We start from the raw sequence: 21,887 nt of genomic DNA, 5'->3' as shown, positions 1-21,887 counted from the left end.
TCCTACTCGGTGATGAGGTCGAGGCGGGCGTTCACCCACCGTTCGGGAAGTCCAATCCGGCCAGCGGAGTGGAGGACTTGGGTCGCACGGGGGTCACCGGAGGCGAGGTGGTGTTCCGCGGTGAACAGCGTGATCTTGCAAGTGTCGTAGAAATCGGCCTCGGCACAGGTGAATTCGACGAGGTCCGCAGTGGTTTGCTCCGTCATCGGAAGACAGAGCAGTCTGATGATGTCCGCTGTGCGGCGATCGATCAGGGCTCGCTCCAGTGTTGAGAGCTCACCTTTGACAGCGGCTTTCGGGCGTGGCGCGGTGCGTGCCGCGGCGGAATCGGCCATTCGGGTCGACAGGTTGCCCAGAAGCTGATGTGGGGCCCGGCGGGCGGCGTCCTCGAAATGGTTGAAGTAGAAGGAGATAAGACTGCAGATAGTCAACGCGACCGGTCGGTTGAAGTCCCGCAGGACGGCGGAGGCTCGTTTGAGCTTCTCGCGGTGCCGGTCGATCGTCGCCTGATCGATTTGGGCATGACGGCCCGCGAACCAGTAGAGGTAGTCGGCGATCGCGTCCGCGTACTCGTTCGCACTCGGGAACGTTCTGGTGTGCTCGAAGAACTCGCTGATCGTGGCCGCAGTGACCTTGCCCGCCTCGAGTACTTCGCGTAACACTCGGTCCATGCCGTTCAGGTCGTGCTCGGCAGGGATTGCGATGTCGAACTCATAGCTGGAAAGCGCGTTCTCGGACGCCAGCTCGACCTTGACCATCCCGCGCTCGGAGAACAAGTGCTCGCCGAGATCAGCAGGTGAGATGGCAACCCCATTGACGATAGCCCGTATGCAGTGCTCGACCTGCCAGTCCAGAGGCCCGTAGATCTGTCGGACCGTGAATCGAGCACTGCCGCACGGGCGGTCGCGATGCTTCAGAAGAGGGCGCTCGACCGGATGCGTGGCGAAGCGGTGCTCCCGCAACATCTGGAGTGAGGACTGACTCGCCTGGCATTTCGGGCAGAAGAGCTCTAGTGCAGGAGGCTCCGTCGGTGGCGTGTACACCGATTGATGGAACTCGCAGTAGCTGGAAGACCAGTGGGCCAAGCTCGATTGCCTCCTCGGCGATGGGTCGGTTGCAGCGCTCTCGGCAACACACGACGTTCATGGATGGGTGTGCACCGAGTCGCGGCCTCGAACTTGGCACATAGCTTCTCAACGGCAGGCTAACCCTGCCGTAGACGGCTGGAATCGGTTATCAAATCAGTAATTTCGTGCATTTGAGATCAGAGGCCCGGGTCCTTGCAACCTCGGCCACACCTACAGCCCGTTCGGTGCCTTCCGATACCACCCCGCGATTACGCCCACCAGGTGGACGATGTTCTGTGTCCGCATGATCGGGGCCGACGCGTTCGGCTCGAAGTCTGGGTGGGTATCGGTGGTTCGCCAGATGCTGGTTTCGGCGACCGGAGCCGCCATATGCGGGTCCAGGCGTTTGAAGAACTCGGTGATGTCGTCGAGCTCGGCGGGGTTGTCGCCGGCGCGCAGCTGGCGGAAGACGCCGCCCAAGACACGCAGCATGCCGACCGAGCCGAGCAGTGAAGTGCGGCGCAGGTGCTGGGCCTTGGTGGAATCGTCGGATCCTCGGGCGGTGGCGGGGTCTTCCTCGGTGATAGCGGCGAGGTCAGTGAAGGCGATGGAGATGACGTCGAGGAAGTCTTTGACCTGTTCGATGACTTCGCCGTCGGTGAGGGTCTGTTCGGCCTTCTTGCTGATCCGGCCACCCGCGCCGGCGATGACCGCGCGGGTGATGTCGGCGACGTGCTTGGCGCCCAGCAGGTTCGGGTTCTTCGCTGTCATCCGGTCCTGTTCGGTGTCGACGCGGCCCTTCAACAGGGGATGGTCGATGACATCGGACAGGGTGCGGTTGGCGACCTTGTCGTTGTCGAAGCGGGCGCGCACGGCACTGCTGATGCCCTTGGCGTTGTCGGCGACATCGACGAACATCTGCTGGGCCTTGATCGGGTCGGGTTCGACGTAGATGTCGACGCCGATGTATTCGCGCTTGAGCCGACCCATCCGCTCCACCAGCCGGTCACGGTCGGCCTGCAGCTTCGCGGCCTTCTCGACGCTCACCTTGCGGGACAGCTCCCGGTCGATGGTGGAGATGGCCTCGGTGATGCGCTGCTTCTCGATCGACACTCCGAGCACCCGGTGCTGACCGTCGATGGTGCGCAGGGTCGCGATACCGCCGATCGCCCAGGGGACGGTCAGGTATCCGACCCGGCCCTCGGCGTCGGCCGGTTCGAAAACACAGCCGCCACCGTCGCGGGCGAGCAGGGCCGGAGCAACCCAATCCTGCTTGACGTCGAGGTACTCGCCGAAATGCTTGGCGTGCAGGCGATCCACCTTCCGGTTGTCCTTGTCCACGTTGCTGGGATCGGGAACCGGGAGGATGGTGGGCAGGTCCAGCAGCGGAACCCGTGTGGAGTACACCGCTCGCTCACCCTGGGTGGTTTTGAGCGCAAGATAGGTGCTGGAGTCCTGCGGCTTGGACAGGACACGAGGGTCGATGGCGATGGTCATAGCTTCTCCAAGGATGTGGTGGTGTTGGGCGTCCGGCTCGATCAGCGGGCCGATCCGTCAGGCCGTGCGAATGGGCCACTCGCCGTTGACATCGCGGGCGTCCTTGCCTGAGCGGCGCAGGTATGCGGCGAAGTCGGATTGGCGGTCGTGGTGCCAGGTGGTCTGGGCGGCCATCAATTGGGCAGTGCTGAGGCGGCCGAGCACAGAGGTATAGCGACGGACCAGGACTTCGGTGAGTTCGACCGCGGCGATGGCGTCGTCGGAGGCGTTGTGTGTGGCGTCCATGGACACGCCGTAGTGGTCGCAGGTGACCGAGAGCCAGCGCTTGCCGGGGCGGTAGCGGTCCAGTTCGCGGTCGATGACGTACGGGTCGGCGATCGGGCCGCAGATGAGGGGCGGGGCTCCCAGTCGACGTCCTTCACGGTCGATGACGGTCATGTCGTAGCTGGCGTTGTAGGCGGCAACCACGTAGCCCTGTGCCCAAGTGCGCTCCAGCATCGCGCGGATATCGGCGTAGCCGAGGGCGTAGTCCAACCCTTCCGACCGAGCGGTCTCGGTGGTGATGCCGTGAATTTCTGTGGCCTCCGCGGGAATCGGGATACCGGGATCGAGGAGCCAGGTCTCCGCCTCGTGGCCGTCGATGCCGGGGAAGAGGAGGCAGGCCGAGACGATCCGGGCGGTCCAGGGATCAGGGGAGGTGGTCTCCAGATCCAATCCGGCCAGTGGGAGATCAGTCCAGGGAACGGTCATGAAATGTCCTTAGGGAGTGGGGAAGAGAACATTCGGGTTCACCGCAGCGAGACGGTCGCGCCGCCGGAGAACATCGAGTCGTGCAGGACGATGTGGTCCGGGGTGGAGTCGGCGGGCAGGTCGTAGACGACCTGGGCGGTAATGGAATTGCCGGGGTTGATCTCGGCGTAGAGGCTGGTGTCGGACTGGAGGTTGATCGCGGCTGCGGCGTCGTTGGAGAACTTGCGGTTCTGGGCGTCGTAGACGTCCTGGTTGGAGGGGGAGAAGCCGTAGGGGACCTTGCCGATGTTGCGGACGGTGAGGGAGACGATGGTGTAGCTGCCCTGCGCGGTCTTGCGGAGGTAGGGGTTGTCGCCGACTGTCTTTATGCCGGTCTGGATCTCGGTGACGGTGAATTCGAACTTGCCGTCGCGGACCGGGGTGTTGAGGCCGGGAGCGGGGGGCTTCTCGGTGGTGGGGGCCGGTGCGGCGGGCGCGTTTCCCGGCGCACCGGCGGCGGGGGCGACCGGAGCGCCGGGCGTCGAAGTTGCGGGGGACTCAGCGGATTTGGTGGATTTGCCGCCGAGCGCACTGCCGATGCCGCAGAGGATGACGATGCCGGCCAGGATCAGCAGGATGATCTTGAGAGTGTTCGGCTTCTTGGGCGGCGGCTGCGTGGGGTATCGCGGCGGGAACTGGCCCGGGTACTGCGGCGGCACGCCGCCCGTTGCGTACTGAGGTGTGACCGGGGGATAGGGGGTGGCCGGGTGGTGGCCCGACGTCGGGTCGTACGGCGGCTGCGGGGGCTGGTAAGTCATTGGCATTCCTGGTTTCTGTGGTGTGCGGCGGAACGGGGCTGGCGTCCGTCCCGCCGCGAGATCGATGGTTACCGCGAGGACCGTTGCGGCCCTGGGCTGTTCGAAGGTCAGATCGCGTGGCGCGGGCAGTACGCGCTGATGGCCGCGTCGAGGAAGGTGTAGGGGTACTTCACGGCGCCGCGACTGCGCTCGGCCAGCACGATGTGGTTGTGCGCGGAGTTGCCGTACGCGTCGAGCCACTTGCACTGGGACTGTGCGAGGCCGATGGCAGAATCCTGGACCGAGCAGGAGTTCTCGGTCTGGCTGGCGGCGCGAAGGAAGCGGAGGTCGGCGGCGCTGCGGGGGCCGCAGCCGGGGGCCGACGAGCCGTTAGACGAGCCGCTCGAGGAGCCGGAGGAGCCGGTGCTGGGGGCGGCCAGGGCGGTGGGAGTCGCGGCGGACAGGGCGACGGCGGTCGCGCCGGCAGCGAGCAGGGTCGAGAGAGTGCGCATGGTTCCTTCTTGAAAGGGGATGGATCGCGACGCCCGACGGGCGTGCGGGGTCGCCGCGGCCGGGAATACCGGCCGCGGGACGTGGGTGGTGGGTCAGCTCCGGCGCAGACGGACCGCGAGGTGGCGCAGCAGGGTGCGCAGCCGGTCTCGGAACTTCAGGGTGGGAGACGGATTTCGGTGTGTGGCAGCGGTGTTCGCCTCGGCGATGGCCACCGCCCGCTCGCGGGCTGCCTCGGCTTCGCGGCGGGCCGCCTCCGCCCGCTTGATCGGGACGGTGCGCGCGGCCACCTCGGCCGGTGACGGCATTGACCGGGTGGGGCGCGTGGGCGGGGCGACAGGCGTCGGCAGGACAGTGGGCGTGGAAGGCGGGCGGACGGTTGGTCTCGGCAAGGTCGCAGACGGTGACGCCGTCGTGAAGACGGGCGGGGCAACGGGTTTCACCATGGGCTCCGAGTCCGAACAGAGCGCGGCACGTCTCCGGGCGGCCACTTCGGCAGGTGAGGGAACGGCGGGCGAGTTCGGCTCGCCGGACGGAGCCGGCTCGGGCTCCGGTGTTTCGATCGGTGCCGTCGCAGTGCGTACGGCCACCTCCGCTGGGGTCGGGACGGTGGCCAGGGTCGCGGTGATGCTCCGCAAATCCCTGGGAGCCCTGGGAGATTCCGCGGTCGGGGGATAGTCGGTCAGTGGGTAGATCCGGTAGCTGGGGGCGCCGGCGCTGAAGGCGACGGCCACGTAGTCCTCGTGTTCGCTGGTCGTCCAGCTGGTGAGGTGCCAGCCGGCGCAGTCCGGGCAGCGGTAGGAATGTTTCTCCCGCCGTTGCGGATTGGCGCGATTCATGGAGGCCAGCATGAGCTCGGCTTCGCGGCGGTGGGGGTAGCGGATCTTGCCGCCGTCGACGCAGCGGCGGACCGCGGTGAGGCGGGCGGGCCGCTTCGGGACGGAGGCGCCGCCGGTCGGTTCATGGGTGTGGACACGGCGGTGGGTGTGGCCGCGAAGTGGGCGTTGCCGAGTCATGTCTTCCTCCCCGATCGGCTGGGTGGCGCTTTCACGGCGCTTACGCACTCCAGTGATGGCAAACACTAGAATGATGAGAAAGCGTTGTCAATCGTCATTGAAGGATTGCAATTCGCCCCTCATTCGAGCAGGGTGGGGGGAACGTACACGAGAGGAGGGACATGTCGAAGCCCGTATCGACCGTCAGCGCCGCCGAGATCTCCCGGCTGGCCGGGGTTACGCGCGCCACCGTCAGCAACTGGCGGCGACGGCACGCCGACTTTCCCAAGTCCATCGGGGGCAGCGAGGCCCGCCCGCAGTTCGACCTCCACGAAGTCCAGAAGTGGCTCGCCGAACACGGCAACGAGGCCAGCGCCTCGGCCGTGAGCGAACTGCGCTCCCTGGTCCGCGCTCGATCTACTCCCGATACCGTCGCGCGCCTGCTGCAAGCCCTGCGACGAGGCGAAAGCGGGTGGACCGCACCCGGTTTCGAGGCCGGACTCGGCGACGAGGTAACGCAACTGCTCGACCGGGCCGTCGCCGAGGCTGGAGCGCGCACGGCCATCGACATCCTCGGTGAACGCGCGCTCGAGGAAACCGCCGCCACCGGTGTGTACATCACTCCGGCGTGGCTGGCGGACCTGATGGCCGCGCTGGCGACCGCGTCTGGCCCTGAAGCCGAGGCCGAGGTCGAATCGGTGCGGGCTGTGCTGGACCCGGCCTGCGGCAGCGGGTCACTCCTGCTGGCGGCGGCGCGGACCGGCGCGACCCAACTCGCTGGTCAGGACGCACTGCCGGTCCAGGTGCAGCGCGCACGGCTGCTCATCGAAGCCGAGACCGCCCTCGAACCCGACATGCGGACCGGTGACAGTCTTACCGCCGACGCCTTTCCGGACCTGCGGGCCGACGCCGTGGTGTGCAATCCGCCCTACGGTCAACGTGACTGGGGTGCGAGCGAATTGGCGTTCGATCCGCGGTGGGATTACGGGCTGCCGCCGCGTGGGGAACCCGAACTCGCCTGGGTGCAACACGCGCTCGCGCATCTACGGCCCGGCGGGACCGCCGCGGTACTGCTCCCGCCCGCCGTGGCCACCCGCCCCTCAGGCCGCAAGATCCGCGCCAACCTGGTGCGCACAGGCGCGCTGCGCGCGGTGATCGGCCTGGCTCCGGGAAGTGCCCAGCCATGGCATGTCGGCCTGCAGATCTGGCTGTTGCGCCGACCCCGACCCGCTGCGCCCGTCGCCGACTCGATGCTGTTCGTCGATACCACCGGTGTGCCCGCGACCGGTGACGGCGAGAACTCCGCCGTCACCGACACCGTGTTGCGCGCCTGGCGTGCGTTCGACGGACCCGACCCGGACACCCCCATCGAATCCGGTGTGGCGGCGGGTATTCGGCTGGTAGACGTGCTGACCGAGGAGGTCGATCTCACCCCGGCCGGATATGTGCGCTCCGCGCTGGATTCCGGGACTGTCTCCGATCAGGTCGGCGAGGCGATCCGATCGCTGAGCGGCGCGGCCACGGATCTGACCTCGGCCGCCGACGACATGCGTGGATGGTCGGCCGGATCCGGCGTGTCCTGGCGCTACGTGACGATCGCTGACCTGGCCAATCATGGTCAACTGGAACTGATCCGGTCCATCCTGCCGGGCGCGGAATCCGCGGTGTCCGCGGGCCGGGCGCCCGCCGACGAGCCCGATCTCGGGTTGGCACCTGACCTGAATCCCGGTGCGCCACAGCGCCGGATGCTCACCGCGCCCGATATCGCCGCGGGTGTTCCGGCATCGGGCACCGCGACAGTGTCGGTCGCGGCGACCAGCGTCGAAGTCCGAGCCGGTGACGTTCTCATTCCCGCTGTGCGCAGCGACCGCACCGGCGGGCGCAGTGCGCGGGTAGCCGACACGGAGGACGCCGGTGCGATTCGGGGTCCGCACATCCACACCCTGCGCGTCGACCCGGACCGTCTCGACCCCTGGTTCCTGGCCGGCTTCCTGACCGGCGCCGAGAACATCTCGGCGACACGGACATCCACGGTCCGCTTCGACCCTTCCCGGCTGCGCATTCCGGTGCTCGGGCTGGCCGAGCAACAACGGTATGGCGAACTGTTCCGGCAGCTGTTCACGCTGCGCACTGCCGCCCGCCGGGCCACCGAGGCAGCCGAGCAGGTCGCCGAGCTGGTGACGACAGGGCTGACGGCGGGCGCGCTGGCGCCCGAGGATGCTGAGGACGGACGATGAGTGCCATCTTTGCTTCACACCGGGCATTGCGAGCTACAGCGCTGCTACTTTTGCTGCCGATCAGAAATTCGGTGTGGGCGGGGGAGACCAGGGGTCATGGTGGGTGAGGTCGTTGGTCGGCGGGACCGCGCCGGCGTTGACTGTGCGGCTGACGGCGGGCCCGATGCGCTCGACATCGGCCAGCGCCCGGACCCGTTCGCCGAATACCGGGACCGGTGCTCGGCGTGGCTCGATCTCGTGGATGTGCGGCCACCGATGCTGGAGCCGGACACCGCCTCGCACCCTCCGATTCCGTTCGAGGCGCTTGTCGACGCCGGCGCGCTGGCCGTCCATGAAGCGCCGCCGACAGTGAGTTCCGCGGGCGGGGACACGCCGATGTTGACCGCCAAGGATGTCCGGCTCGGTCGCGCCCCTTCGCGCTGGGGCGCGGCCGACGCTCCGGGTGCGGTCGCCGTTCGCGCCGGGGACGTCGCCGTGACGATCAGTGGCGAACCCGCGGTTCGGGTCTGCACCGCCGATGGTGCGCTGCTCGGACCGGGAATTCGTCTGGTGCGCGCTGATTCCGCCATCGATCCGCACTTTCTGGCGGGGATTTTGCGGGCGGCTGTCGAGGCGGCCGAGGGCGATCACGTCGACATCTATGACGTGGCCGTGCCGCGCATCGATCCGTCCGAGCAACGTCGTTACGGCAGGGCTTTCGAGCAGTTGACCGAGCTGGAGACCGTGTTTCGCGAACAGCGGGCAAATATCGGACAATTGGCGCGAATTGGATTCGGTGGATTGGCCGCGGGCACACTGCGTCCCGTCGCCGGCACCGAGTAGGTTCGCGTGTCGGTTTTCTCGTATTCACGGAGGTAATGGCGGTGCAACCGCAGATCGTCGGCGGCCGTTACAAGCTGATCCGTGAGATCGGCTCGGGCGGCATGGGACGCGTGTACGAGGGCTACGACCAGAACCTTCGCCGCCGCGTCGCCGTGAAGTTCACGCACCCGAGCCTCGACGAGGATCCGGGCTGGGACGACCGATTCCTGCGGGAAGCCGAACTGATGGCCCAGTTCAACCACCCCGGTCTCACCGTGATCCATGACGTGGGCACCGGGGCCTTTGCTCCGGGCGGGCCCGAACGTCCCTACCTCGTCATGGAATTCATCGAAGGTAAGACCCTCGACACGCTGCTGGAAATGCGCGGTGCGCAGCCGGTCGGCGTGGTGGCCAACCTCGGCGCACAGGCCGCCGCCGCGCTCGCCGCCGCACATCGAAACCGCATCTACCACCGCGATCTCAAGCCGTCGAACCTCATGCTGTGCGCCGACGGCACGGTCAAAGTGCTCGACTTCGGGCTCGCGGTCGCACCGGATTCCGGCCGCACCCGGCACACCAGCCACGGCCAATCCATCGGAACGCCCGCCTATATGGCGCCCGAACAAGTCGAATTGAAGCCGGTGCTGCCGCAGACCGACCTCTACTCGCTGGGACTCGTGCTCTACGAGCTGCTCACCGGAGACCGGGTGATGACCGGCACAGCGGTCTACACCTTGTGGCAGCAGCAGATGGAACACATGCCCCCCGACATCCGGCGGGAACGCACCGGGGTCCCGGTCGAAATGGCCAGGCTCATCATGAGCATGCTGGCCAAATCGCCCGACGCGCGCCCCGACGACGCCGCGACGGTGAACGCGGTACTGCTGCGCTACGCGACCGACCTCAATGAGCTGCCCGAGGTCAACGACAACCACAGCCCCGCACGCATGTACGCCCTCGCGGTCGGGTCCACGGCATCCCCGCGCACCGCCCGGACCGTGGTCGCCCCGTCCAACGACCGGACCGAGTTGGTCGAGCGCCACCCCGATCCCGCTCCCGCTCGCGACTTCAGTCGCGCCGACCTCCAGCGAGCTGTGCGCCGTGCCCGCGACCTGGCAGACGATTCCCGTTACGATCCGGCCATCCACGAACTACGTACGGTCGTCGAATACGCTGCCCCCCTGCTGGGTTCACGCGACGCCGACGTGGTCGAGGCGCGAGTGAAGCTGGCCGATCTGCGGTTCGAGAACGCCGACTACACCGCCGCGGCGGATCTGTATCGCGGGCTGATCGACGATCTCACCGCGGAGCGCGGGCCCTACGACGACCAGGTCATGTACTGCCAGCGCCAGCTGGCCACCTGCCATGTCCACCTGGGCGACACACGCAATGCCCTGACTCGGCTCAAGCGATTGCACTCTCAGATGGCGCTCCGCTACGGGGAACAGGACCGCCGCGTGGTCGATCTCGCCGCGCAGATCAATCACATAAAGCCCTCGTAGTCAGATGAATCCGCCGTATCAGGCGGAACGGACTGCTCGAGTAGCGGATGCGTATCAGTTGTCGATAGCTCTCCGCAGACCCTGGATCGATGATGGAGGAGAGGGTGCCGACAATGGGTGGCGACCGGACGCCGGTCATGAACGATCTCGCCGATCGTGGCGCGCGTTTGTTCGAGTTTCTGGCGAAGGCACAGACGCTGCGTGCATCCCGAATCCAGGACATTGCCACCTATCAGCGTGATGGTGAAGTCCTGTGGGTAGCTGACCTGCCCGAACATCCGGCCGTCACCTACCAGGAGGCGGAACCGGGGAAGCCGTTCCTGATGGTCCAGAAGGTGACCATCGGTTCCGCGCCGGAGCCCGAGACCGAATTGCGCAGGTGGCTCGAAACCGGCTGGGACAAACCCGAAACGGAACCGGCTCTGCGTACGACCCGGGCTGGCCAGAGCGGAGAGACTCTTCGCCTCGACGAGCATGTCGATATCCGGACCGCCTTCGCGCAGTGGCTGCCGAGCTGGCGTGAATGGGCTGAGCAAGCGCGGCCCAAGCTGCTCGTGCGGCGTCTCTACCAGACCATGTACGAGATGTACACGCGCTACGACGGCGCGACCGAATCCCTCGAAGCCGTACTCGCCCTGGGCTTTCTGGCTTGGCGGAACGGGGACATCGGCACCGTGCGCCGACACGTGCTCACCATGCCGGTGGTGCTGGGCTTCGACTCCGACTACGGCGGGATCTCGGTGTCCATCGATCCGGGCGTCACCGGATACACCGCCGAATTGCAGGAGATCCTCGAGCCATCCCAGATGTCGGCGGCCGGTGACCTGCAACGCGCCGAGAACGAGGCGCGCGACGGTCACATCGACCCGTTCGACCGGGAGAACGTCGGCGCGCTGGTGCGCATGTTCGTCAACTGCATCAACCCTGATGCGGTGTACGCCGACGATATTCGGCCCGGTACCGCGGTGGCGCACCCCACGGCGACCTACGCGCCGGCCGTGATCCTGCACAAGCGCGGCAATCGCGGCATGGTGACCGCGTTGCGCACCATCGCGCAGACCATCCGCGCCACCGGCGAACTACCCTCGGGCATCCATAACCTGGTCGATCCGGACTTCGAGCCGGTGCCGGCGCCGACCGCGGGCGACGGTGCGATCGTCCGCGACGGCGCGGATCTGTTTCTGCCCCTACAGCTCAACGATGTTCAGCTGCGGATTCTCGAGCACGTGGACAAGCACGCCCACACGCTGGTGCAAGGGCCGCCGGGTACAGGCAAGACGCACACCGCCGCCGCGCTCATCACGCATCTGCTCGCGCAGGGCAAGCGGGTTCTGATCACGGCGCACACCGATCGCGCCCTGCACGAGGTGCGGGCCAAGCTGCCCGAGGAGATCAAGCCGCTCAGTGTCGCGGTGGTCGGCGACTCGCGGCAGGAGCTCGAGGATCTCAAAGCCTCGGTCAATCAGATTTCCCACGCGGCCGCCGAGCACGATCCGGCCGTGGGGCGAGCCGCGGTGGCCGCGACCGACCGGGCCATCGCAGAGCTGCGCGAGCGCAGGGCAGCGATCCAGCAGGAGCTGCTGAGCCTGCGGGAGCAGGATGTCACCACGCATACGGTCGGGGGTTATACCGGGACGATCGCCGACATCGCGCTGCGGTGGCGTGCCCAGCGGGAGGATTTCGACTGGATCACCGAACTGGTCCCTGACGCCGGGCATCCGCACAGCCCCGTCGCGGGCCAGCTGGTCGCGCAGTGGCGAAACCTGCTGCTGGACAACCAGCTCGACGATCCGGATGTCTCGGTGCCCGAACTCGTCGCCGCCACCTCGTTGCCGCCTGCGGAACTGTTCGGTCAGTGGTGCGCGGCCGAACAACAAGCGGCGCACCATCGGCAGCGGTACGCGCGATTCGATGGGGACCACGCGACCGCGCGCGTCACGCAGCTCTCGATCGGCGAGCGTCAGGAAGCGATGGGTCTGCTCGGCGAGATCGGCGACCGGGTACAGCACCTGCGGCACCGGCCGGAACCGTGGATCGGGGCAGCCCTCGCGGATGTCCACGGCGGGAGGGTCTTCGAATGGCGTGCGCGTGCCGGGGCCGTCGCAGATCTGCTCGGGCAGGCCGACTCGGTGGTCGCCGCGCTCGGGTACAGCACCGTTCAGGTGACGATCGACGATCCGGCGTCGCTGCTGGACCTGGCCGAGAACCTGAAGGCGCACATCGAGAGTCACGGCGAGCTGGCGGTGCACCCCGACGGGCGACCCAAGACCGGATTGCTCACCAATCGAGTGGTCAAGCTCGCGGACCCACTGTTCGACCATGTGCGGATCGACGGTCGCATTCCCACCACGGTCGAGCAGCTGACCCGATTCCTGGACGCACAGCGCGGCGAGCGGCTGGCCGACCAACTCGACCTGGCGTGGCCCATACCGGTTTCCGGTCCGGGACCGCTGCGTGATCGCGTCGTCCGGCACCGGGCCGCGCACACGCTGCTGGCGCAGCTGCTCGATTACGCGGGACGGTTCGACTTTGTCGGGATGCGCTGGAACGAACTGGGCCTGCCCCCCCTGCCCGACTGGGGTGACCCGGCTGGAACACACAACGCGCGTGAGGTATTCGACGCTGTCGCGGCCCGCGAAGCGCTCGATCGGGCGGCAGAGCCGCTCGCCGAGCTGGCCCGGCGACTGGGCGCGCTGCGGGACGACCCGCGTGCCACCGATGATCTCCACCGCCTCGCCGAAGCCGCGAGGGAACGAGATCCGGCCGCCTACCAGCGGGCGCACGAGCAGCTGGCCGAGCTGAATCGATTGCGCCGCAGCCTCGCCCGCAGGTACGAGATCGACGCCGATCTGTCCGTACTGCCGGAAGTACGCTCCGCCATTGCCGCTGATCCCGCCGATCCGGACTGGGACGCGCGCCTCGAGCGCTTCGACGAAGCCTGGCGCTGGGCCGTGGTCGGGCAGTGGCTGGCCGCCAACAATCTCGGCGGGGTCAACGAACTGTGCCGCGGCCTCGACGACGTCGAAGCCGAACTGCGCCGCCAGGCGGCAGCCCGGGCAGCCACCACGGCGTGGGATCTGGCGGTCGGGCGACTCACCAACCGCGCCCGCGCCGACCTGCAGCATTACGCCCAGTTGGTGAAGAGCCTGGGCCGCGGCACCGGCCAGTACGCGGACCGCAAACGCGCCGAGATTCAGCAGGCGCTGGGCAACTGCCGTTCGTCGGTGCCGGTGTGGATCATGCCGATCTACCGTGTGGTCGAACAGTTCTCCATCACCGCGGACATGTTCGACGTCGTCGTGGTCGATGAGGCCTCGCAGGCCGGTGTCGAAGCGGTGTTCCTGCAGTACCTGGCGCCGCGCATCGTGGTGATCGGCGACGACAAGCAGGTGTCGCCCTCGGCGGTGGGTGTCGACGAATCCGAACTCGAGCGGCTGGCCGGACAATATCTCCACGATGACCGTTACGTGTCGTCCTGGCGGAATCCCAAGCGCAGCCTGTTCGACGACGCGATCATGCGGTACCCGAAGCGGCTCACTCTGGTCGAGCATCGTCGCTGCGTGCCCGAGATCATCGAGTTCTCGAACAAGATCGCCTACGAGCCGCAGGGTGTGCGGCTGGTGCCTGTGCGCCGCTACGGCAGCGACCGGCTCGACCCCGTGCGGACCGTGTACGTGCCGGACGGCCACGAGGTGTCCAGGGGCGTCAACCCGGCCGAGGCCGACCTGATCGTCGACCGGATCGAGCAGTGCCTCGCCGATTCCCGCTACGACGGCAAGTCGTTCGGTGTCATCTCGCTGCTCGGTTCCGCGCAGGCCAAGCACATCGCGCAGAAGCTGGTGACGCGCGTCGGACCCGAGGCGATGCAGCGGCGAGATCTGCACTGCGGCGACGCGGCCGACTTCCAGGGTGCGGAACGCGATGTGATCTTCCTGTCGCTGGTCGCCGCGCCGGGTCCGGACCGGCGGCTGCCCGCACAGACCCAAGACGGCGCCGTGCAGCGCTACAACGTCGCGGTATCACGAGCCCGCGACCAGCTGTGGCTGTTCCACTCGATGACGCTCGACCATCTGTCCAACAGCGCCGATATGAGATTGCAGCTGCTCGAGTACTGCCTCGGAGTCGAGAAGTCCTCCGGTGTCGATGCCGAACCGCCACAACGGTTTCCCGGCGACTATCCGGTCGAGCCCTTCGAATCGCTCTTCGAACAGCAGGTCTACAACGGCATCGTCGACCGCGGCTACCAGATCAGCCCGCACCACACCGAAACCGGCTACGACATCGATGTGGTGGTGTCCGGTGGCGGCGGGCAGCTGGCCGTGCAGTGCGATAGCGACCATTGGCACGGTCCTGACCATTACCGTGACGACCTCGCCCGGCAACGGGACCTGGAGCGCTGCGGCTGGCCGTTCCATCGAATCCGGCTGGCGGACTTCATCGTCGATCCCGAAGCCTGTCTGGACGAGCTGGTCGCGCTGCTCGAACGCCACGGGATCTACCCGATCGCCGAGGAAGAGCAGCGCCGGCTGGCCAAGCTGCTCGCCGACTCCGGACCGGTCACGGTAGACCCGACCGATCACGAATTGCGGGAACGTGTTTCGCGGGTTGTCTGGGAATCGACGGCGTCGGCGGACGATATTGCCGACTCACGCCTCAGTGTGTGCACGGGCGATTCCGATCATCCTGATCGAGCGGCCCGCGATGACGCGGAAGCGGTGTCTTCCGACCGTGAGTCATCGGCCGAGGATGGTGCTTTCGAGGAACCATCGGACGTGCCCGACGAGGTTCCCGCCACCCCGTCATCGGGTGCTATGTCCGAAGCGGCGAAGGACGATGCCGACGGCCTCATGGATGATGATGCCGAGCAGACCGTCGATGCCACAGCATCGGTGGCCGACACTCCGGCGGAATCCACCCTGCGGCGAGAAATCGAGTCGTACGCCGCCTTCACCGATCAGCTGGAGAGCCCGACGAGCGCCACCCACTCGACCATCGTCGGTGACTTCGTCCGGATCGTGGAGGTCGAGGGCCCGGTGACGGCCGCGCGGCTGCGCGCCGCCTACGTGACCGCGGCTCGGACCAGGGAACGCGATCATGTCCGCCAGAAGCTCGACATCGCGCTGCGTGCTGCGGTCGCCACCGGAAAACTGCTGGTGGACAATGCCCTCGATATCGACGACGCGGCACTGTTGACCTACCGCCTTCCCGGTCAGCCCGCGACCCGATGGCGTGGACTGGGCCCGCGCAAGGTCGAGCAGATTCCGCCGCTCGAGCTGGCGGAGCTGATGGCCTACCAGTCCGAGCAACTCGGCATCGCAGACCGCGCGACCTTGTTCCGCGCGGTTCTGAACTCGGTCGGACAAACCCGGCTTACCGACAACGCGATCGCCGCGCTCGCAATGGTAGTGCCGCTGTCGCGCAGCATCGGCAACGGGAACTGATCAGCTACAAGAGATCTGCCAGTTCGCAGCCGCGCATGACGGCTGCGAAGCGCAGCATTTCGGTACGGCTCGGCCCCACCTCGCTCACGGCCCGATTGACCTCGAGGAACGAGTCGATCGGGTCGGCGGGCGACGCCGCCCAGTCGACGATGGCTCGCATGGTTCGCTGCCACGTCTCGGCATCGCCGTCCCAGGGGCGCGACAGGTAGTACAAGGTGTCTGCCTGCCACTCCACGAACTCGTCGAAAGCCATCAGTGAGGAGTCGGCGGCCGAGCGCGTCCACAGGCCGGAAGCATCTGCCACGCCGAGCATTTCCTCAACCTGCCTGCGATAGGTCGTCGCGGTGCGGGCTCTGTCGGACCGTGCCGGTGGCACCGGCTCACCGTAGGGGCGGCGCGTGCCGCCCGGCCGCTGCGAACCAGCGGCATGATCGCCGGGATTGTCCGAGCCTGCTGTCGGTGCATCATTTTCCGGACCGGTAGTGGGATAAGCCTGGTCTCCGGGTGCGGCGACGACAGGGTTTGGCTCAGTCGACGAATCAGGCTCCGCAGGACTGAAATCGGCCGGACCGCTGTCAGCTGTGGCTGGGGCAGGAGGCGTATTCAATCCCCGTGACGAGGAACCGGAGGCCTGTTCATCCGGCTCGGCGGGGAGCCGTCGCGTCGGCATCCGCGCAACCACCTCGAGTGGGGTGGGCATGTCCGTCGTGTCGCCGCTCGCCTGCGACGCCGACGCATCGAGTGTGGCCGGCACAGGCTCGCGAGGGGGTGTGCGGAACTCGGCTGGGGTTGGGGCAGTGAGCGGGCGAGGTTCTTGTGGGGGCGGGGGCGGCCTACGGAATTCGTGCGCAGCGGGAGATTCGGGCGCGGTCTGGGTGTTCGGCTCGGTCAGCCAAGCGCGCAGGATCGCCGGGAGCCCGGCGGCGTCGGTGGTGATGCGTTCCTCGGCGATGGATTCCAGGTCTTCCAGAAATGCCTCGTGGGCACCCAGTGCTGGGTCCTCCGGCGTGCCGTACACGTACGCCACCACGAAAAGCGCGGCGCTGCCATTGGACTTGGGCCGGACCACGCGGCCCATGCGCTGGATCATCTGCCGACGGGTGCGGCTGGCAGCCAGCACCATACCGAGTTGGGCGTCGGGGATGTCGATGCCCTCGTCGAGGACCCGGGGTGCGGACAGAGCGCGCAGGTCGCCGCGCCGGAAGTCGCCGATGATCTGCTCGCGCTCGGTCGGCCGCAGGGCGGAACCGACACATCCGCAGGACAGACCCAGCTGGTCCAAGGTGGACTGGATCTGACCGGCCGTGGAGGTCCGTTCGGCGAAGAAGATCGATTGGGTGGCACGGAGTTCCGGGATCGGCAAGGTACGAATCAAGTCGAGCTTGCCCTGACAGTCGGCCAGTACTTCGCGGCGTTCGGCGAAGTACTTCAGGAATCGCTGGGCCTGCCGCGCTGCCTCACCCGTCTCCTGCTTCGCCAATCGCTGTGCGAAGGACATGAATTCGCCGAAGGAGTCCTCCGGCGCGCCGTAACCGTCGACCAGCACCGATTTTGCTTTGCGCGCGGCTTCGTCGGCGCGATCGTATTTGGCGCGCTCGCGAGCGGTGAAGTGCACACCGGTCAGTGCCAGCCGCACCGGTGCGAGGATTCCGTCCGCGCGGGCACGGGTGTAATCGCAGCCGGGGACCAGGCCACCGAAGTAGGGCAGCAGGATCTCCTCGACCGCATTGTCATTGCGCTCCAGCGTGGCGGTGAGACCCAGCCGCCATTCGTACTCGCCGGCCAGCGCTTTCGCGTAACTGCCGGCGCCGTAGCGGTGCACCTCATCGGCAACCAGCAAGGTGCCGGGTGGAATCGCCAACTGTGTTCCCGAAACGGTTTGCACCGTTGCCACCAGGACATCCCAGTGTGCCGGTGGCCGAGCTGCACCTTTGCCACCGACCCGGTCGATCCGAGTTCCGGGCAATGCTGCGCTCAGTCGCTCCCACCATTGTGTCTGCAGGTCGATGCCGGGGACCAGGATGACGGCCTGTCGCCCGTCGTCGATCGCCTCGGCGACCGCCCGGGTCCCGACTGCCGTTTTGCCGGAGCCGGTGACAGCTTCGACAATGCCTCGCCGGTCGCGGGTAGTCCAAGCGGCCAATGCCTCGGATTGCCAGGCGCGCAAGGGCGGGCCCGTATAACTCGTGGATGGTGTCGGTGTCCTCGGGGAGTCCGTGGGTTCCGGTTGCGGAGTCGGTGGTCGGGCCCATGTCTCTACCAGCGCCTCGGCCGCTTCCCGAACCGCCCAGATGGAGGGGTTCTCGGTACCCAGGATCTCGAACACCTGCGGCTCGCTGTACAACAGCGAGGTCACCACCTTCGGGGTGGCCTCGGGCAGATCGAGCCGGGCGCTGATCAGCTGTGCGGACTGGAACGGAGTACGCAGCAGCGCAACCGCGATCCGGCGCGTGAGGGCTGCCCGCGGGGTGTTCTCGTCAGCATGCCGCAACACGACTCCCGCGACCATGTTCACTCCTTTCCAGCGGAGGACAACTCCACAAATCCTAGCGTTCGCCGGACCGACCGATACGATGACCGATTTGGCGGAATGTGGCCTCACCTCGGGTTTCCCGCGGGTAGGGACCATCGAATCGGTCCCCGCGCGAGGGTGTCTCGGTAGGGTGATCGGCGGACAGCTCGAACCGTAAGGAAGACCGGTGTTTTCGCCAGACCAGTTGGTTGTCGTGGTGCCTCGTCAAGACATCGAGAGTGGGGACCTGAGGCCCGCAATCGAAGCCCTCAACTCGTGCTTCATCTCGCCGGACGCCGCGCGCGGCGCGCTCGGCGCGGTGGAGCTGGTGATCGAGGGCTACGAACACATCCCGACCGAACTGTTCGAGATGGAGCCGGTTCGGCACTACGTCCGACGGCTGGACAACGAATTTCCCTACTGGCTGTACTTCCTGGGCTTGCACGGTGGATCCCTGCGGCTGATCTTCGGGTGCTTTCTGCCACCGTTTCTCGGCGAGGAGGAGAGACGCCAGCAGTTCGCGCACCGGCTGCGAACGATGATGGAGAACCGGTGGTTGCCGGCCATGAACGATGTCGCGAGCTTCGCCGGTCTCTCGGCGGCAGAGCTCGCGGACCGCACCGACACCATCGTGGCCTACTTCCAATCCGGTGCTCCCTCAGCGGGTGTCACCGACACTACCCAGACTCCCGCTGAACCGGTGGTCGAGGAGGTCTTCTACGGACAGCCGACCGGCGTCGAGATCGAGCAGAACGAGGACCGTTTCGACCAGCGGCCGCTCGCGCCGTGGGATCCCGAACAGATCCGAATCTCCACGCGCACCTTCTCGCTGCGCAACGTACTCGACATGATCGACGACGGTGATCTGGAGCTGGCCCCCGACTTTCAGCGGAATCGGGTGTGGAAGGGGCGCCAGAAGTCGAGACTCATCGAGAGCCTGTTGTTGCAGATTCCCCTGCCCGCCTTCTATTTCGCCGAGGACCGCGGTGGCATGTTCCGCGTGGTCGACGGTCTGCAGCGCCTGTCCACCGTGCATGATTTCGTACAGGGACGGTTCGCGCTCGACGAGCTCGAATACCTCGATGCCGAGCACGGCAAGACCTTCGCCGACTTCGAGACCGTGCTCCGCCGTCGGCTGCAGAACGCGCAGATCGTCGTCCACGTCATCGAGCCCTCCACACCCAACCGCGTCAAGTACGACATCTTCAAGCGCATCAACACCGGTGGCGAACCGTTGAACGCCATGGAGATTCGGCATTGTATGAGTAGCGCCCGCAGTCGAGACCTGCTCAAACGGTGCGCCGCCTCCGCTGCCTTCCATGAGGCGACCGCCGGCGTGCTGCGCGATCACGTGCGTATGAACGACCGCGAAGCGGTCCTGCGATTCCTGGCTTTTTACCGGCTGCCGAACCTCCAGGAGTACGACTCCTACGGCTCACTCGAGAACCTCCTCGACGCGACGACCGAACTCCTCGACGACCCGCGCCAAGTACCCGACGCCCAGCTCGAATCCTGGTTCGCGGCCTTCGAACGCGGCATGCAGAACGCGCGAATAATTTTTGGCGACTATGCCTTCCGTCGCTGGCCCGCGGGTTCCGATCGGCGCTCTCCGATCAACCGCGCGCTGCTGGAAAGCTGGGGCGTCGTCCTCGCCGCCTACCGCCCGGATCAACTCGAACCCGCCCGAGCCCGGATCGTCGCCGAGGCCCGCGCGGCAATGGCGAAGAAGAACGATTACATCGCCGCGATTAGCGCCTCCACCGCAGACCCCAAACGCGTCCGAATTCGTTTCGAGGTTCCCCGCCGGATAGTCGAGGGCGCGATCGCGGCGGGTCGTTGAGTCTGCGCCCGGCGGACCAGCTTCGCACGTCGCGTGTGCTCGAGCCCCACCTAGCTCATGCTGCGAATGAAACGCATTCCGGCGGAGATGAATCCGTCGCTCAGAACGCCAGCTTCCTGCGTGGTGGGCTGCTGCGTGAAATTGGTTGCGGTACTCCGACTTCTGACAGGATCACCAGCTGTGTCCAACACGACTATCACGATCAACGGCGGTTCGGTCCAGCTCACGGACGACCAGGTCTTCCTCGCCACCCGCGGGCAGACGCCGGACAAGATTCAGACCTACGCGGTGCTGGTCAATGGAACTCTTTGGCCGCCGATCCAGCTGATCACCCTCGCCACCGGCACCCCCGGCTCCGGCGGCTCGGTCAACAACTACAACTCGCACGCGGCGCTGAAAGCGCTCAGCGAGTTGGGCTTCGACACCTTCGAACGGGTTGAGTTCAAGGGCAACGGCCGGGTCGAGGTTCGGGAGAGTCGCAAGCGGGCGGCCGCCAACGAGTAGCGGTGAGACCGAACGTCACGGCTTCAGCGCCCTCGACAGCCCGCTGATTGCAGCTCGGCACGGGGCTGCATTCCGTCGAGTGCGGTGAGGTGGCGTTGCAGCTCGATGAACATCTCGATTGGATCGGATTTCACGAAAACCTGACGGGGTCGACGGGTTCGCCATCAGATCAGCCGGAATCCTCCTCGCTCTAGCTAGCGGGCAGACGCCCGACAAGATTGCGAAGCGATAACGGGGCCGATCATCCCTTCTCTCGGCCATTTGGGTCTTGCTGCTGAGACCTTCGAAGGTGATCGTGGATTGATGGCAAAAGTTTCGATTCTGACCGCACCGGAACGACGACGGCTGGCCCAGAACACGCTGGACTCGCTGACGGACCGGGCGGGGCATACGTTGACGCAGGTGCGGTGCGGTTGTGGTCATCGTGTGGCGGCGGTGTTCGATACACCGGCCGGCGCGGTGTATCAGTCGGCGACCGGGCCGCGCGCGCATGGGTCGCGTGATTTCGTCGATGCCGCGCACAGCGCTAACGGGCATGGCACCCGGTATACGGATCTGCTTGCCGGTGATGGCTTTGTCGATGACGCGTTGCCCGCTGCCTGCGAGTGTGGGCCGCACACACTGTCGCGGTTCCGGCTCCAGGAAGCTGTCGCGAACCATGAGCATAAGATTCAGCTGCCCTGATCGGCCATCACAACGCCTGGTCGTCCAGCAAAACGGCTGCCGTCCACAGCGCTCCTCCCCGCGGCCCTCCGGTCCGAGCTTGGAACCAGCAGTCGCTTCGGTATGACATGCGCTTGTGCCACTCAGTTCGAGCTCAGGGCGGAGTTGAGTGTGTAGGTGCCGACGAGGTCGGCCTGCCCCAGGACGTGGCCGGTCATCGCTTGGCGTAGCTGTTTCCCGGTCACCGCCTGTCGCAGCGGCAGCCGTTCGACATCCAGGGCGCAGACGGTGAACACGTAGTGATGGAGGCGCTGGTCGTTCCAGGGCGGGCAGGGGCCGTCATAGCCGTAATGATCGTTTCCCGCACTGCTGAAGTCGTTGAGGCCGTACCGCGCGTTATGGGGTGCGGTCGGATTGTGTGTGGTCTGGAGGCTGCCTGCGGCGATCTGCCGCACGTCGGCTGGGATATCGAACAACGCCAAATGGTAGAAGTCGTTGCGCGGCAATTCCTCCGGCACCGTTCGCCCCTCGACGTTCACGTCCGAGCCGGTGCTGGGCACGTCGGGGTCGCAGCACACGACCGCGAAGGATTGTGTTCCCGCGGGCACCTCATCCCACGCCAGATGCGGGTTGCGATTGGCGCCCGCCCGGACATGGTGCACGGCATCCGGTACGCCGTAGGCGAACGTGCCCGGAATGCGCGCATTATCGTCGAATGAATCACTTCGGACCTTCACAACGATGCCTTCCGCTCATGCGGCCCGATAAGCCGCCGCTATTCAGGCAAATAGA

At 66.6% G+C, this 21,887-nt stretch carries 15 protein-coding genes; 7 read left to right on the top strand and 8 right to left on the bottom strand.

The window, feature by feature from the left end; genetic code table 11:
• Positions 1-2 precede the first annotated feature (2 nt).
• From ACQP06_RS25215 to ACQP06_RS25190, 6 genes are all read right to left on the bottom strand, one after another.
• On the bottom strand, positions 3-965 hold the full coding sequence (locus ACQP06_RS25215; RefSeq protein WP_433666917.1) for a hypothetical protein: 963 nt from the start codon (positions 963-965) through the stop codon (positions 3-5).
• Positions 966-1,298: 333 nt separating this feature from the next.
• Entirely contained in the window at positions 1,299-2,564 is a 1,266-nt protein-coding gene (locus ACQP06_RS25210; RefSeq protein WP_433666916.1) for a DNA sulfur modification protein DndB, read from the bottom strand.
• 57 nt (positions 2,565-2,621) lie between these two features.
• On the bottom strand, positions 2,622-3,314 hold the full coding sequence (locus ACQP06_RS25205) for an exonuclease domain-containing protein (protein ID WP_433666915.1): 693 nt from the start codon (positions 3,312-3,314) through the stop codon (positions 2,622-2,624).
• A gap of 38 nt (positions 3,315-3,352) precedes the next feature.
• Positions 3,353-4,111 carry a DUF4352 domain-containing protein gene (locus ACQP06_RS25200; protein WP_433666914.1) on the bottom strand — a complete coding sequence of 253 codons (759 nt, stop codon included), beginning with the start codon at positions 4,109-4,111 and terminating at the stop codon, positions 3,353-3,355.
• Between the two features lie 107 nt (positions 4,112-4,218).
• Positions 4,219-4,602: a DUF732 domain-containing protein gene (locus ACQP06_RS25195; protein ID WP_433666913.1), complete on the bottom strand. Its 384-nt coding sequence runs from the start codon at positions 4,600-4,602 to the stop codon at positions 4,219-4,221.
• A 93-nt stretch (positions 4,603-4,695) separates the two neighbouring features.
• The gene (locus tag ACQP06_RS25190; protein ID WP_433666912.1) at positions 4,696-5,616 is read right to left on the bottom strand and encodes a hypothetical protein; all 921 of its coding nucleotides are present in this window, start codon (positions 5,614-5,616) and stop codon (positions 4,696-4,698) included.
• Positions 5,617-5,777: 161 nt separating this feature from the next.
• Between ACQP06_RS25190 and ACQP06_RS25185 the strand changes: the two genes are divergently transcribed.
• The 4 genes from ACQP06_RS25185 (at position 5,778) to ACQP06_RS25170 (ending at position 15,576) form a co-directional block, all read left to right on the top strand.
• Positions 5,778-7,832, top strand: coding sequence for an N-6 DNA methylase (locus ACQP06_RS25185; RefSeq protein WP_433666911.1), 2,055 nt, complete (start codon positions 5,778-5,780; stop codon positions 7,830-7,832).
• A gap of 96 nt (positions 7,833-7,928) precedes the next feature.
• Complete coding sequence (locus tag ACQP06_RS25180; protein WP_433666910.1) at positions 7,929-8,654, top strand: hypothetical protein; 726 nt, start codon at positions 7,929-7,931, stop codon at positions 8,652-8,654.
• A gap of 35 nt (positions 8,655-8,689) precedes the next feature.
• Positions 8,690-10,135 (top strand): protein kinase domain-containing protein, encoded by a 1,446-nt coding sequence (locus ACQP06_RS25175; RefSeq protein ID WP_433666909.1) that lies wholly within the window; start codon positions 8,690-8,692, stop codon positions 10,133-10,135.
• A 113-nt stretch (positions 10,136-10,248) separates the two neighbouring features.
• Positions 10,249-15,576 carry an AAA domain-containing protein gene (locus ACQP06_RS25170; RefSeq protein WP_433673429.1) on the top strand — a complete coding sequence of 1,776 codons (5,328 nt, stop codon included), beginning with the start codon at positions 10,249-10,251 and terminating at the stop codon, positions 15,574-15,576.
• Between the two features lie 4 nt (positions 15,577-15,580).
• Here ACQP06_RS25170 and ACQP06_RS25165 read toward each other — a convergent pair whose 3' ends face one another.
• Positions 15,581-18,085 (bottom strand): DEAD/DEAH box helicase family protein, encoded by a 2,505-nt coding sequence (locus ACQP06_RS25165; protein WP_433666908.1) that lies wholly within the window; start codon positions 18,083-18,085, stop codon positions 15,581-15,583.
• Positions 18,086-18,275: 190 nt separating this feature from the next.
• Between ACQP06_RS25165 and ACQP06_RS25160 the strand changes: the two genes are divergently transcribed.
• The 3 genes from ACQP06_RS25160 to ACQP06_RS25150 all read left to right on the top strand — a co-directional run bounded on the left by ACQP06_RS25160 (position 18,276) and on the right by ACQP06_RS25150 (position 21,116).
• The gene (locus ACQP06_RS25160; protein ID WP_433666907.1) at positions 18,276-19,928 is read left to right on the top strand and encodes a DUF262 domain-containing protein; all 1,653 of its coding nucleotides are present in this window, start codon (positions 18,276-18,278) and stop codon (positions 19,926-19,928) included.
• A gap of 180 nt (positions 19,929-20,108) precedes the next feature.
• Positions 20,109-20,432 (top strand): hypothetical protein, encoded by a 324-nt coding sequence (locus ACQP06_RS25155; protein ID WP_433666906.1) that lies wholly within the window; start codon positions 20,109-20,111, stop codon positions 20,430-20,432.
• Positions 20,433-20,735: 303 nt separating this feature from the next.
• The gene (locus ACQP06_RS25150; RefSeq protein WP_433591114.1) at positions 20,736-21,116 is read left to right on the top strand and encodes a hypothetical protein; all 381 of its coding nucleotides are present in this window, start codon (positions 20,736-20,738) and stop codon (positions 21,114-21,116) included.
• 122 nt (positions 21,117-21,238) lie between these two features.
• Here ACQP06_RS25150 and ACQP06_RS25145 read toward each other — a convergent pair whose 3' ends face one another.
• Positions 21,239-21,832, bottom strand: coding sequence for a YbhB/YbcL family Raf kinase inhibitor-like protein (locus ACQP06_RS25145; RefSeq protein WP_433666905.1), 594 nt, complete (start codon positions 21,830-21,832; stop codon positions 21,239-21,241).
• Positions 21,833-21,887: the final 55 nt, after the last annotated feature.

It is taken from the genome of Nocardia sp. CA-136227, assembly GCF_050955695.1.
Lineage (GTDB): Bacteria > Actinomycetota > Actinomycetes > Mycobacteriales > Mycobacteriaceae > Nocardia.
The sequence above is the reverse complement of the archived record's forward strand: the minus strand, read 5'-3'. Positions and strand labels throughout refer to the sequence as shown.

Excerpts from the sequence above, each read along its gene's own strand:
- ACQP06_RS25195 (WP_433666913.1), bottom strand. The coding sequence starts at position 4,602 with ATGCGCACTCTCTCGACCCTGCTCGCTGCCGGCGCGACCGCCGTCGCC.
- ACQP06_RS25150 (WP_433591114.1), top strand. The coding sequence starts at position 20,736 with ATGGCAAAAGTTTCGATTCTGACCGCACCGGAACGACGACGGCTGGCC.
- ACQP06_RS25170 (WP_433673429.1), top strand. The coding sequence starts at position 10,249 with ATGGGTGGCGACCGGACGCCGGTCATGAACGATCTCGCCGATCGTGGC.
- ACQP06_RS25200 (WP_433666914.1), bottom strand. The coding sequence starts at position 4,111 with ATGACTTACCAGCCCCCGCAGCCGCCGTACGACCCGACGTCGGGCCAC.
- ACQP06_RS25165 (WP_433666908.1), bottom strand. The coding sequence starts at position 18,085 with ATGGTCGCGGGAGTCGTGTTGCGGCATGCTGACGAGAACACCCCGCGG.
- ACQP06_RS25210 (WP_433666916.1), bottom strand. The coding sequence starts at position 2,564 with ATGACCATCGCCATCGACCCTCGTGTCCTGTCCAAGCCGCAGGACTCC.
- ACQP06_RS25175 (WP_433666909.1), top strand. The coding sequence starts at position 8,690 with ATGGCGGTGCAACCGCAGATCGTCGGCGGCCGTTACAAGCTGATCCGT.
- ACQP06_RS25180 (WP_433666910.1), top strand. The coding sequence starts at position 7,929 with ATGGTGGGTGAGGTCGTTGGTCGGCGGGACCGCGCCGGCGTTGACTGT.
- ACQP06_RS25190 (WP_433666912.1), bottom strand. The coding sequence starts at position 5,616 with ATGACTCGGCAACGCCCACTTCGCGGCCACACCCACCGCCGTGTCCAC.
- ACQP06_RS25215 (WP_433666917.1), bottom strand. The coding sequence starts at position 965 with ATGTTGCGGGAGCACCGCTTCGCCACGCATCCGGTCGAGCGCCCTCTT.
- ACQP06_RS25205 (WP_433666915.1), bottom strand. The coding sequence starts at position 3,314 with ATGACCGTTCCCTGGACTGATCTCCCACTGGCCGGATTGGATCTGGAG.
- ACQP06_RS25185 (WP_433666911.1), top strand. The coding sequence starts at position 5,778 with ATGTCGAAGCCCGTATCGACCGTCAGCGCCGCCGAGATCTCCCGGCTG.